The organism is Bradyrhizobium sp. LB11.1, from assembly GCF_040549385.1.
Lineage (GTDB): Bacteria > Pseudomonadota > Alphaproteobacteria > Rhizobiales > Xanthobacteraceae > Bradyrhizobium.
Window position 1 is genome coordinate 20,965 of sequence record NZ_JBEPTH010000004.1, and the last position, 12,093, is coordinate 33,057.

Consider the following 12,093-nt stretch of genomic DNA (forward strand, 5'->3'; position numbering starts at 1 on the left):
CCTAATCCGACCGACGTCTATGGTGTCGCGGATTCGCGCCATGCTCGATCTCCCAAAGAATCCACACGAGGGCAATGCCCAGGCAGACAATAATTGCCAAAAGGAGCAATGTCAGCTGGGCGCTGTGAGCGTGGAAGCGCCCATCGAATGCTTGGCTAAATCATCGAGCGGCAGTGTTGCAAACGAAAGATGTTGTCAGTTCTCATCGGCAGGGATGCTAGTTGGAACCGCCGGCAGGTGTGCGCTCCTGGTCGCTCAGTCTGAAGAACGCTCGCGCAATTCTCCATTAGGGCAATCGCCATTGGCCGATGATGGTTCTCGCTGGTCAGAGTTTGATCGGGGAGCAGGTTGACCTCAGCATGGTCCGCGCGCCAAGAGCGGGAAAAGTGCGGATAGATCACGCACCAGAGGAACCATGACGGGGGACGTCGATGTTCCGAGGTTGAGCTTATGTGATGTACAGAACGATTCTCTTGGCTTTTGATGAATCGCACGATGGCCGCGACGCACTCGTTCAGGCCCAGGCTGTGGGAGCCGCGTGCGGTTCGACAGTTCATCTCGTTGCGATCGTTGACTCGCCCGAGCGAATTCTCACCGTCGAGGGAGGGGCATCATCCTTCGTGAATCAGGGAATTGAAGCGCAGGCAGTGCTCGACGAGGCTGTGAGGCAGCTCACGGGTTCCGGATGTGCGGCAATGAGCAAGCTGAACTATCGGAAGCCGGCGGAACAGATAATGCTGGCCGCCGCTGAGATCGGCGCGGATCTGATTATCGTCGGTCGCCGAGCTCAAGGAGCGCTCGCCCGATACTTCAATGGCTTGGCAGATAGATCGACCTTGCCTCAACTGCCATGCAGCGTGCTTGTAGTGGCGCAGTCTGAGCGCACGCAAGCAGCTTAACGCCCATGAGGCTCAGACGTGGCTACCGGGCGCGCAGTCTCAGCATTTCCGTTTGTCGGACCCCGGTGCACCACAAACCCCTCCCGGTCTGACGCCGACTGATGACGCTCGCCTGAATCGAGTTCGCAGCAGTGTGACCGTGCGGCAAAAGTCCGCAGCTGCCTTGGGATCGTGTCTTTAGAGCATACACGAGAGCAATCATGTTTAATCGAGTTTCCAGGCATTCTCCTCGCGGCTCGGGGTATCGACAAATCCGCTCGTGAACCGGACGTGCGCCGCATCGCGTGCTCGCGCCCGGATGTCCGTAGCCCCCAATCTGGTCCCGCAGTGAAGCAGGGGGCCTCGTCTTGCGGTCACAACCCCCCGCCGCAGGAATCCATTCGCCAAGCCACGTATTCAGCGCGGTCGCGGAGAACAGGTCAGCGGGCTTGGATGCCCGCCGAGATAGGAGAGATTATTCGTGACAAGAGAAATCGAGACCCGAGAACAGCGCGAGAGACGGGAACTGGATGAGGAATTGGACAGGCAGCTGGAACAAACATTTCCCGCGAGCGACCCGCCGAAAATCACGCGCGCTGCTCCAGCTAGGGGAAGCAGCGAGGGCTGAACGGTCCGGCCCACGTGGCTTCTGCGGCCGCGAACATTGACGCCCTGACGGTTCTTTCCCCATTCTCTCCGCGCAGACCGCTGGAGCTAACGAGGATGATCAATGTGATCGGCGTCGATTTGTAAAGCGCGTCCGGACGGATCGCGGCGCCGAATGCGAGCACGCGGTCGAGGTCTTAGCTTCCGACTGTGGTCGACAATCAGCACTCCGGCGAAATGCAAAATTCGCCGGCCGATGTGACAAGGTGTGACCTAGGCGGCAGCATTGGCGCGCGCGAATGTCGGCATCACCATAGGCGCCCCACTCGGAAGCGGCGCGCCTGGCGGGTCACTGTAGCGCTTCATTGAATTCCACTGCCGGCGGCGGCGCTGGGCCATGAGGACGGCGCAGTCATAACGTTTTTTGATTGTCGGAGACTACTGAACTCACCAATACAGGCGCGCGGGCGCTGCGATTAGGTGTTTTTAATATCCGCCGCGCGAACTTGGCCTTGATCCATCGAGAGCGCGAGAAAACCTTGCTAATCACGAGATAGTCGAGTCTCGCATCGCGTTCGGTTACAATTCAAATACGAGACTAAGACGCTCCGGAGGTGCTCCGGCCGAGCAAGATCTCCCTAAGCACGACGGCATCGTTGTGAGCAGCATCATGCGCTGCGAAAACGAGCGTAATGCGCCCCTGTTGGGCAAGGGCGCGTAGCTCGTCAAGCCGCTCGCGGTGCTGGCGCATCTCTTCCGAGTAACAGCGGCGGAACTCGGTCCAACGATCGGGATTGTGCCCGAACCACTTCCGCAGCCAGGTGCTAGGCGCGATGTCCTTGGCCCACAGATCGATCGCCGCGTCCACTTTCCTGATACCGCGGGGCCAAAGACGGTCTACCAGAATTCGCGTGCCGTCACTGGAGTGAACCTCATCGTATGCGCGCTTCAACTTGATGTTCTCCGCGACAAGCTTGCTTCCCATTGATGCTCTCCCTTCTCTCGACCGGCTCGTTCTATTCGGAGCGACGCTCTAATCCGTTCCGATTCTATTCGATGGTCGTGCGATCGTCTCCGCCTGCGCAGTCTTGCTGACGAGGTTGATCGGCTCGCCGGATTCCCTGGTCGAATTCCGCACGTTGTTTCTTGAAATGGCGATCGATATGAATAGCGCCCCGGCGACCACCCACACCGTCAAGCCACCGATCCCATCCCCTGCCCAGGGCGCGGCCGATGAGGGACGACCATGCGCCGGCAATAGATCGATCAAGCGAGCAGCCAGCACGATTGCCTCCGAGGGAGACCATTGCTCGCTCTTCGATTGTGAAATCGTTGCAGCGAAGCTCTGTATCGCCTGAGGCTTTGAAAGTTGGGTGAGGCGAGCCGCCTCCTGCCAGGGATCGACGTCCTGGCGTGCGAGTAGTGACAAGACGCTCAAGTTATTCTGGTCTGTCTCGCAGATCGGAGCAAACAGGAATGCGTCGTACCGAGATTCGAGACCGCATAGTCCGGTCATGATACACTCCCATTATCGAAGGAGATGCCTAATTGCACAGGAGACGTCATTGCATCATCGTGGCTGCAGTATCCTACGCGCCGCCAGCGGCATCCGATTGAAGATCACAAGGACGATAGATGTCTCCGCCGAACCTTTGGTGCACGGGAGCCCCGCCGTGTATCGCCCGGGGGGCCATGCGACTTCGCGGAAAAGCGGGTAATCTTGGGGGGATCGCTTGCCGGAAATGTGCCCTCCAGCTCCTCGTTCAGTTGACGGTCGATTTCTCTCTTTTCTCGCTGTGTAAAAGACTCTCTGGCGGACACGACAACCTCCGTTCGTTTTCGCGTGTGTCGCGCGGCACGAGAGACGTGCCGGCTCCTCGCGGGCTAGGCGGCGATAGCTTCAAGCTGTTCGACCTGCTTGCGGTGCAGCAGCAACAAGTAGATGAGCTTCGCATTCAGTTTGGAATCGAAGATGTCGACGACGGCATCCTCGATTATGTCGGCCAGCATGGCCTGATTGCGGCTTGCAAATCTGATCCGGCTTCGGAGGCTGCAATCGATATTAGGAATGGCGTCCGCCGCCTTTGCGCGAACCATGCCGGTCCCGCCTCTCGCAGCAATCTCCTTTCTGAGCAGGATGCAAATCGCTCCCTGGCCCATTTCGGCCTCTAAGGCCAGGTCTGCAAGATGAGTGTGGGCCGCTCGACCGATTGCCGCGTATGCGGTCAGGCCGATGTGCTCGCCGTCAAGCAGCTGCTTGAGAAAACGCAATATCTCCTCTTTGGACCAATAGCCAAAGTAGCCGGAGGCGAGCGCATTCGCTTTGAGAGGAGAGGGCGCCAACTGATGAATTGCGGCGTCTGTGTTCGCTTGTTGGGGTAGCCGAGCTTTCCGCATGATGTCGTTTCCCTGCGAGAACGAGAAGGATCTGCAGTCCTGGGCTCATTCGGCCATCGATGTCTTGGGCTGCCGCGCATCAGTACCTGCCAATCGGTCAAGTTCTACAAGCGAAAAGTATTGCAAATTTGCATCAAGAATGTTGTTGGTTGTGTGAGAGCAAAAGGGTGCTTGGGCCAAGCGCATGTCGTGCTTGCCCGACCTTACGGCCGTGCGGCGAGCATGCGATCGGGTATGACAGTCGTAGTCAGCTCGTGCGCGCTGCAGAACGCTCTCGCTCGACGCGCTCGGTGACGTCGCGTGCCATGGCGACCGAGCCAAGCACATCGTCGTCGTCGCCCTTCACGAGAGCAAAGGTCATCTCGACGTAGAGCTTGCGTCCGCTCTTGTGCAGGGCCCGCGTCAAAGTCGGACGACCTTGCAGCTTCATCGCGCCCGTTGACATCGCCGCGTCGAAACCCCGCCAGTGCGGGGCGCGCAGATGCTCTGGAATGATCAGATCGAGGCTTCGGCCGAGCGCCTCTTCCGAGGAGAATCCGAACATGGCAGCCGAAGCGCGATTCCATCGGGTAATCTCACCCGATCGGTTTGCGTAGATTACGGCATCGGCAAGTTGATCGAGAATCATCTCGGACAAGGGCTTGCATTCCATGGGTGGCCTTTCTGATCAACGCTGTCGCATCGACTGAGTATAGCTCTGACGGGAGGCCCGTCGCCAGCTCTCGCGGGCGCCGGCGTTCACGTCGACAACGCTCGGATCGTTAAAGGCATCGGAGTTGATGATCAAACGCCCTGCCCCAGGAAGGAAGCATCAGTTTTCTTGATTGTGAGGCGCAATGTTTTTCGCTTGTAGAGATCGAGTAGTGAGCGACAATAACCAGGTTCGATCCGCCAGGAGTCCGCAAAATGAATACACCCGACGACCATCCGGTTGCACTTCCTCCAGTCATGCTTTCAGAGGCGGACCGAGATAGACTGTACGCCATCGCCATCTCGGCGCTGACGAACAGCCGTATGGCGTCGGCCGCATCGAACGTACTACGGGAGATATCTCGAGCGAAAATTGTCCCTGATGACCAGCTTCCAGAGAATGTTGTGGCCGTCAACTCGCATGTCGACGTGCGCGATAATGTTACCGGCACGACAAGGCGGGTCGTCCTCGTCATGCCCGACGAAACGCCGCTACAACCGAACGCGGTTTCGGTATTGAGCCCCCTGGGAGCAGCCTTGATAGGATTGTCGGAAGGCCACTCGGTCGACTGGTGTTCAGCAAGCGGCGAGCCGAGCAGCGTGACTGTCCTTCAGTCGACAGCAAGTTCGGCAAGATTGCCAGCCCGTGCCGATCGGCATGTATCGCGCCGTCGGTCCCATTCATGAATGGGTCGGTTCCGTGCGACACAATCGCAGCGCCGCATGGCAGCGCATGTCGTCTGTGCTATCGAGGTCGCGCTTCACATGCGATCGAGCGCCATTTCGTCCCGGCCGAGTTCGCGGGCTCGGCCCGTCTCTATCGTGTCACCAAGAATGGATCGCGGCGATGAGCAATGCTTCTCCGACATGCTCGTTGTCCGCGTCGAAGGTCAGGAGAACTCCTCGGAAAACTGCTTTGCCAGAGCGTCGGCGGTGGCATCTGCGATTTGATACGCGTGATTCTTCATCTCTTCCCAGGTTTGAGCCTCGGCGTCGTACTGGTGATCGGCCAATTGCTGGATCTGCTGGATGTGATGACTGCCGTGGGCCTGGAGCAGGGCGTTCACTGCATCCTTCTGCACATAGGGGGTTCGCCTTGCTCAGGAAGCCTGCAATCTCCTCGGCGTTCGACGTCAGAGACTGAGTTGCCGCGCCTTGCCTGCTGGGGTGCCTGCGATCGTCGCCGTTAGATAGGCCTTTGCGGCACCATAGTGTCCCGCAAGGAGCTTAAAGAAGACGTCCTTGGCCGCTGCGCCGTAGAATGGCTCGATGGTCGCGGCGATTGATGGAGCGTTGGCCACGGCTTGTCGTTCTGCCGTTTTTGCGCTCGCCCCCTGCTTTTCGATCGTGGCGAGCGAGACGGCTCTTACCCAGAAAATGTGTCCGATCCAAAGATCGCGAAGAGCGGCGGCCGTCTCGGGAGTCTTGTCAGTTCTGGCCATTCGCTTGTTGGGACGGGAACGCCTGCCGGCCGCGAACGCGCTGTTGGAGAGAGGCAGTAGACCCGCGATCGCGACACCGACGGTGAGAAGCTCACGACGATTAGCCACTTGCCGTACTACGTCCCGCGACATCGAAACCTCCTCGGGCGGACCTGAGCCGCTTTGTCGTGTGCTTCGGAGAAATATATTCATCCGGGGTTGAACGATGCAAACGAAATTCGCTGACAGTTAAATGCACGTTCGGTGCAGTTGACCGTTCGGACGGCCAGCGTCGAATCCCTTGTCGCTTCGTGGCTTGTCGCGTGTTCGAGAATTCGCGAACTGTGCGTTGTTGCCATACGATACCTCGCAGCAACAAAACCGATATCAAGTGTTGATACTTTTCGTTTGTCAAACTTGATCCCGAATATACGTTGATGAAGGCTTGAAACGTGCAGATCGCCGCTCCGAAACGTATGCTGGAGTGGAAGGCCAGGATGACGAAGACATCAGTAACCGCTCTTTTCAGTATGCGTTGGTGGGTTCGACGGCCGTTCGCGCGACCTGTCCTGAACGCTCAATCGCGATCGGCCATCCTTGCTCCTGCAGCTTGAACGTGTCGATGAAAGCGACCGCCGGCGTCAAGCCCGGCGCCGGGCCGTCTGGGAGCCATGGTTGCCTGATGCGTCGGCGGTCGGTCGTGTCGATTCTGGCCGCGCACATTCGTACGGAAAGGAGACCCCACATGTATAAAAAAATTCTGTTGGCTTTCGACGGCTCGCCCGAGGGCCGCGAGGCACTGGCGCAGGCCGAGACGTTGGCATCGAGGTGCGGGGCGACGGTTCATCTTCTGGCGATTGTCGACGCGGCCGAAAGCATGTTCATCGGGGAAGCGATGACTTATATCCCCGGAAATCAGCAGATTGTGATGCAGTCGGTGCTCGACGAAGGCGTCAAGCGTTTTCAACACGCTGGATGCATCGCGACTAGCGAGATCCGGTATGGAAGGCCGGCCGATGAGATAGTGCAGTCTGCCCGGGAAGTAGGCGCCAAGTTGATTGTTGTGGGCCATCGAGATCAAGGGACCCTTGCGCGCTGGTTGAACGGTTCGGTCGGCGAGTCGATCCTGCATCAACCACCCTGCAGCGTTCTCATCGCCATAAAGCCCCAGCGGACGGCGAGCAGCGTCGCGTCGATACCGCAACCGAAGACGAGGAGGAAAGCATGAATTCCGTGTTCAAAATCTCCCGTCTGTCGGCTCTCCTGCTGGTCGCCGCAGCTGTTTCGATGCCATCCGACGCGGTCCTTGCAAAAGAGATCGTCTTGGGAGCGTCTGTACAGTTGACAGGCCCCGTCGCGAATACCGGTCGCTACTATCGCGACGCCTATCAGCTTGCGGTCGATCGCGTCAATGCCGCGGGCGGCGTCAAGGTCGACAATGAATCTTACAAGCTCGTGCTCAAGCTCTACGACAATCAGTCCGACGTGAATTTGAGCGTGCGTCAGTACACGCAATTGGTTTCGCAGGACAAGGTTGATTTCCTGTTGGGGCCGTTTGCGAGCAATTTCGCGCTGGCGGATTCGGCCGTGTCCGAAAAATACAAGATTCCAATGGTGCAGGGTGGCGGCGCGTCCGACCAGATCTTCTCGCGCGCCTTCAGGTACATCTTCGGAACGCTGGCGCCGGCCAGCAACTATTTTGGCTCGACGGTCGAGATGTTGAAGGGGCTTGATCCCGCGCCCAAATCGGTCGCGCTGCTGTACGCGGACGATGCCTTCGACGTTTCGGTGGCGGAGGGGACGCGGCCCAAACTGAAGAAGGCGGGTCTGACGTTGGTCATGGACGAGCGGTACAGCACGAACGCCACGGACTTCAATTCGCTTCTGTCGCGGATCAAGAGCAAGAATGTCGACGCGGTGCTGGTCGCCGGTCATGAAACCGAGATTCTGAATTTCGTGCGGCAGGCGAAGAGCCTAGCGGTCGCCCCGAAGATGTATTCCTTCACTGTAGGCGTTCCCAGCGAGGATTTCCGCAAGGCGCTAGGCAAGGATGCCGATTACGCCTTTGGCATGACGGCCTGGCTGCCTTCGGCAGACCTGAAGGACCGCTGGTTTGGCGATGCCGCGCAGTTCGCGGCCGTCTACAAGGCGAAGTTCGGCTACGACCCCGATTATCATGCCGCCTCCGGCGTCGCCGACGTGGAAGCCCTGGTGCAGGCCGTGGAAACGGCAGGCTCGACGGATCCCGCGAAGGTGCGCGACGCGCTCGCGAAAGTGAAGTTCGACAGCCTGTATGGTCCGGTTGCGTTCAATGAGAACGGCCAGATCGACCTGCCCCAGACGGTCATTCAGGTCCAGGTCGACCGCCTGGTCGCGATCTACGGCGGCAACGGCAAGATCGCTCCGCCGAAATATCCCATGCCGGCCTGGAACGCGCGCTAGTCAGATCGCGAACGAGCCTCCGGCTGAGAAGAGGAAGATGTGGACCTGCTCGCGCAAGTTCTGGTCAACGGAGTGCTCCTGGGCGGATTGTACGCCGTAATGGCGCTCGGTCTCGCCCTGGTCTGGGGCGTGCTCAATATCGTCAACCTTGCACATGGCGCGTTCATCATGCTCGGCGGCTATGTGTCTTGGTACCTGTACACATATGCCGGCATCGACCCGTTTCTGGGGCTGCCGCTGACTGCCGTCGTGATGTTCGCGGTGGGATACGGCGTGCAGCGCGGCCTTTTGAACTTGATCGTCAGGGCCCCGATGTTCAACACGCTGCTGGTGACCTTCGGCATCGAGGTCGTGCTCACCTACCTGGCCCAGTTGGCGTTTTCAGCCGACTTTCGCACCATCAACCCGTCCTATGCCGGCAACAGCATCGCCTTGGGGGCGGTGGTGCTGCCGGTGTCGCGTCTTCTGGCGTTCGGCATTGCGATCGTGTTGACGGTCGGCATGTGGCTTTTCTTGCTGCGCACGCGGCTCGGACGTGCGATCCGCGCCACCGCGCAAAATTTGGTCGCGGCCCGGCTCTACGGCGTCGAGCCCCGACACCTCTACGCCATGACGTTTGGAATCGGGATTGCGCTGGCTGGCGCCGCCGGCGGCCTCTACGGAACGGTATCGCAGATCAACCCCTATATCGGCGCGGCGCTGACGGCAAAGTCCTTTGCTATCTCAATCATCGGTGGACTGGACAATCCGCTCGGCGTGATCGTCGGCGGCTTGTTCCTGGGAATCCTGGAGTCCCTGACCGCGCTCTATATCGGATCGACCTTCTCCGACGTGGCGAGCTTCGGCGTGCTGGTGTTGGTGCTGATCGTGCGCCCCAACGGCCTGCTCGGGAGAGCGACATGAAGACGGCACGCATCGCGCTCCTTCTTGCGGCACTCGCCGTCCTGGCGGCGGTGCCGTGGTTCGGTTCGGACGTGCTCATTCAGTTCGGCATCAATGCCCTGCTTCTGGCCGTTCTGGCGCAGGGCTGGAACGTCATTGGGGGCTATGCGGGCTATGCCTCTTTCGGCAATTCGATGTTCTACGGACTCGGCAGCTACGGCGTGGCCATCGCGATGGCGCAGTGGCAATTGCCTTTCGGGGTCGGCCTCTTGTTCGGCGTGGTGCTTGCGGCCGTGTTTGCCGTGCTCATCGGCATGCCGGTGCTGCGGCTGAGGGGGCACTATTTCGCGATCGCGACGCTGGCGCTCGCCCAGGTCATGGCTGCGATCGTCTCTAACGTCAAACTGGCCGGGCGGAACGCCGGACTCGTCTTGCCGCCCCTCAACAACGACCCGCTGTTTTACGAGTTGTCGCTGCTGCTCCTGATACTCGCTACACTGACCGTATACTCGCTGACGCGCAGCCGTTTCGGCTTCGGGTTGATCGCCATCCGCGAAAACGAGGAAGGCGCGGCGGTGATGGGTGTCAATACGTCGCTCTACAAGACCGCAGCCTTCGCCATCTCGGGCGTATTCAGTGCGCTGGCGGGCGGCATTCACGCTTACTGGGTTACGTTCATCGACCCGGAGAGCGCATTCGATATCGGCCTGAACGTCAAGATGATCATCATGGCGGTATTTGGCGGACCTGGGACAGTTTTCGGCCCCGTCGTCGGCGCGCTTTCGCTTTCGGCGGTCTCCGAGCTTCTGTCGAGCGAGATCACCAGTCTCGCAGGCTTGTTCTTCGGCGTCGTCGTCGTCGCCGCGGTCGTCTTGATGCCGCGCGGCCTGGCCGACATGCTGCGGCGTTTTCGCAGCACGGGCTGGCGCTACTTCGCCGAAAACATTCGGAGCCACCAGCTATGACGGCGATGCTCGAAATCAACCACGTCACCCGGCGCTTCGAGGGACTGGTCGCCGTCGACGACGTCAGCTTCATGCTGCTGCGTGGCGAGATCCTCGGCCTGATCGGGCCGAACGGTGCGGGCAAATCCACGCTGGTCAGCCTGATCAGCGGAACGCTGGCTCCTAGCTCAGGCGACGTCTTCTTCGAAGGGCGGTCGATCGTCCGTTTGCCTGCATATCGCCGTGCGCGACTGGGCATTGGTCGCACCTTCCAGATCATGCGTCCCTTTCCCGGTTTGTCGGTTCTGGACAACGTCGCGGTGGGGGCGCTGTTCGGACGGGGAGGCGGACAGGCCCAATTGGCGAATGCCCGCGAGCAGGCCCGCGCCCAGCTGGATTTCGTCGGACTGGCAAAAAGCATCGATCAGCGCGCCGACGAATTAGGGGGGCCCGGCCGCAAGCGGCTCGAGCTGGCAAAGGCGTTGGCAATGAAGCCGAAGGTTCTCCTGTGCGACGAGGTCATGGCGGGTCTCAATCAGGTCGAGATCGAGGACGTGATCGAAGTGATCCGCAAGGTTCGCAATGAGGGGATCAGCGTCCTCGTCATCGAGCACGTCATCAAGGCCATCAGGAGTCTGTCGGATCGGCTGCTGGTGCTGAATCACGGCGTCAAGATCGCCGAGGGCGATCCGGGCCGCGTCCTGTCGAACCCAACGGTCATCGAGGCCTATCTCGGCAAGCGGCGGGCATGAAATTGGACCAGGCAGCCAAAGCGGTCCCGCTGCTCGACGTGCGCGGAGTAAGCGCGGGCTACGGCGGAATGCCGGTCTTGCAGGACGTAACCCTGAAGATCTACCCGGCCGAGGTCGTGGCACTGGTCGGCAGCAACGGAGCGGGCAAGACCACGCTGCTGCGCGCGCTGTCGCGCGTGCTGCCCTGCCAGGGCAGCATGACCTTGAATTCCCGGGATCTCCTGCCGATGACGTCTGACCGTGCCTTTGCCGCCGGCCTCGTGCAGGTTCCCGAAGGTCGTCAGCTCTTCGACCGCATGAGCGTACGGGACAATCTGTTGATGGGCGCGTTCATTCGCGAGGACAAAGCGGCAATAGGCCGGGACCTGGACAAAATGTACTCTCTGTTTCCCCGCCTGGCGGAGCGCCGGCGTCAGCTTGCCGGCAGCTTGTCGGGAGGCGAGCAGCAGATGTGCGCGATGGCCCGGGGATTGATGGCCGCCCCGATCCTGCTGATGGTCGACGAGATGAGCCTGGGACTGGCACCTGTGGTCGTGGAGCAGTTGATCGATGCGCTGGTGGCGATCCGCGGTGAGGGCGTCACGGTTCTGCTAGTAGAACAGGACGTCAATCTGGCGCTGTCGGTTGCCGACCGAGGTTACGTCATGGAAACCGGACATATCGCTCGCAGCGGGTCCGCCAAAGAGCTCGTAGACGATCCGGAAGTCCGGCGTGCTTATCTCGGGCTTTGAGGCACGGCCTGCCGATGGAACGACCGTCTCGAGGAAGGTCGATCCGACGTGAAGGCGCCGCGGAAAGACAGTTACGTGCCGTGCCGGAATGGGGAGTCAGATGAAATGCCAGTTCCGCCCAAACCTCATGTCGAGCATAGCGTCATCAAGCAGGACGCGATCAATAAACTGAAATCGCTGCAACGGAGCGACGACGGCTGCAACGTACACGGCAGCGCCCAAACGGTGATCTGCGACTTCCTCGACTCGGTTGGCTATGAAGACATCGCGCGCGAATTCCGGAAGGTCCACGAGATGTATCCGGTGGTGGTTCCGAGATACTCGAGGCCTTCCTGGCGATCGTAGGCGGA

General features: G+C 60.0%; 15 protein-coding genes. 10 read left to right on the top strand and 5 right to left on the bottom strand.

Going from position 1 to position 12,093, the window contains the following annotated elements:
- Positions 1-455 precede the first annotated feature (455 nt).
- Positions 456-899 carry a universal stress protein gene (locus ABIA96_RS11450; protein ID WP_354137163.1) on the top strand — a complete coding sequence of 148 codons (444 nt, stop codon included), beginning with the start codon at positions 456-458 and terminating at the stop codon, positions 897-899.
- Positions 900-2,082: 1,183 nt separating this feature from the next.
- Here the strand turns inward: ABIA96_RS11450 and ABIA96_RS11455 are convergent.
- Entirely contained in the window at positions 2,083-2,469 is a 387-nt protein-coding gene (locus ABIA96_RS11455) for a DUF488 domain-containing protein (RefSeq protein ID WP_354137164.1), read from the bottom strand.
- Positions 2,470-2,572: 103 nt separating this feature from the next.
- On the opposite strand from ABIA96_RS11455, the gene ABIA96_RS11460 reads away from it, so the two are divergent.
- Positions 2,573-2,842 carry a hypothetical protein gene (locus ABIA96_RS11460; protein WP_354137165.1) on the top strand — a complete coding sequence of 90 codons (270 nt, stop codon included), beginning with the start codon at positions 2,573-2,575 and terminating at the stop codon, positions 2,840-2,842.
- A gap of 526 nt (positions 2,843-3,368) precedes the next feature.
- On the opposite strand, the gene ABIA96_RS11465 is transcribed toward ABIA96_RS11460, so the two are convergent.
- Both ABIA96_RS11465 and ABIA96_RS11470 read right to left on the bottom strand, forming a co-directional pair.
- The gene (locus ABIA96_RS11465) at positions 3,369-3,881 is read right to left on the bottom strand and encodes a hypothetical protein (protein WP_354137166.1); all 513 of its coding nucleotides are present in this window, start codon (positions 3,879-3,881) and stop codon (positions 3,369-3,371) included.
- A gap of 247 nt (positions 3,882-4,128) precedes the next feature.
- Positions 4,129-4,509: a PAS domain-containing protein gene (locus tag ABIA96_RS11470; protein ID WP_354137661.1), complete on the bottom strand. Its 381-nt coding sequence runs from the start codon at positions 4,507-4,509 to the stop codon at positions 4,129-4,131.
- Between the two features lie 278 nt (positions 4,510-4,787).
- On the opposite strand from ABIA96_RS11470, the gene ABIA96_RS11475 reads away from it, so the two are divergent.
- Positions 4,788-5,258: a GreA/GreB family elongation factor gene (locus tag ABIA96_RS11475; RefSeq protein WP_354137167.1), complete on the top strand. Its 471-nt coding sequence runs from the start codon at positions 4,788-4,790 to the stop codon at positions 5,256-5,258.
- 203 nt (positions 5,259-5,461) lie between these two features.
- Here ABIA96_RS11475 and ABIA96_RS11480 read toward each other — a convergent pair whose 3' ends face one another.
- Both ABIA96_RS11480 and ABIA96_RS11485 read right to left on the bottom strand, forming a co-directional pair.
- Complete coding sequence (locus tag ABIA96_RS11480) at positions 5,462-5,638, bottom strand: hypothetical protein (protein ID WP_354137168.1); 177 nt, start codon at positions 5,636-5,638, stop codon at positions 5,462-5,464.
- Positions 5,639-5,704: 66 nt separating this feature from the next.
- Complete coding sequence (locus ABIA96_RS11485) at positions 5,705-6,145, bottom strand: hypothetical protein (protein WP_354137169.1); 441 nt, start codon at positions 6,143-6,145, stop codon at positions 5,705-5,707.
- A 292-nt stretch (positions 6,146-6,437) separates the two neighbouring features.
- Here ABIA96_RS11485 and ABIA96_RS11490 point away from each other — a divergent pair, with 292 nt between their 5' ends.
- The 7 genes from ABIA96_RS11490 (at position 6,438) to ABIA96_RS11520 (ending at position 12,088) form a co-directional block, all read left to right on the top strand.
- Entirely contained in the window at positions 6,438-7,220 is a 783-nt protein-coding gene (locus tag ABIA96_RS11490) for a universal stress protein (protein ID WP_354137170.1), read from the top strand.
- Positions 7,221-7,279: 59 nt separating this feature from the next.
- A complete protein-coding gene (locus ABIA96_RS11495) occupies positions 7,280-8,434 on the top strand; it encodes an amino acid ABC transporter substrate-binding protein (protein WP_502918815.1) in 1,155 nt (384 codons plus the stop codon).
- A gap of 39 nt (positions 8,435-8,473) precedes the next feature.
- Entirely contained in the window at positions 8,474-9,337 is an 864-nt protein-coding gene (locus ABIA96_RS11500; RefSeq protein ID WP_354137172.1) for a branched-chain amino acid ABC transporter permease, read from the top strand.
- 11 nt (positions 9,338-9,348) lie between these two features.
- Positions 9,349-10,281: a branched-chain amino acid ABC transporter permease gene (locus tag ABIA96_RS11505; protein WP_354137662.1), complete on the top strand. Its 933-nt coding sequence runs from the start codon at positions 9,349-9,351 to the stop codon at positions 10,279-10,281.
- On the top strand, positions 10,278-11,012 hold the full coding sequence (locus ABIA96_RS11510) for an ABC transporter ATP-binding protein (protein WP_354137173.1): 735 nt from the start codon (positions 10,278-10,280) through the stop codon (positions 11,010-11,012). The genes ABIA96_RS11505 and ABIA96_RS11510 overlap by 4 nt, the downstream gene beginning before the upstream one ends.
- Positions 11,009-11,743 carry an ABC transporter ATP-binding protein gene (locus ABIA96_RS11515; RefSeq protein WP_354137174.1) on the top strand — a complete coding sequence of 245 codons (735 nt, stop codon included), beginning with the start codon at positions 11,009-11,011 and terminating at the stop codon, positions 11,741-11,743. Before ABIA96_RS11510 ends, ABIA96_RS11515 begins: the two co-directional genes overlap by 4 nt.
- A 105-nt stretch (positions 11,744-11,848) precedes the next feature.
- On the top strand, positions 11,849-12,088 hold the full coding sequence (locus ABIA96_RS11520; RefSeq protein WP_354137175.1) for a hypothetical protein: 240 nt from the start codon (positions 11,849-11,851) through the stop codon (positions 12,086-12,088).
- Positions 12,089-12,093: the final 5 nt, after the last annotated feature.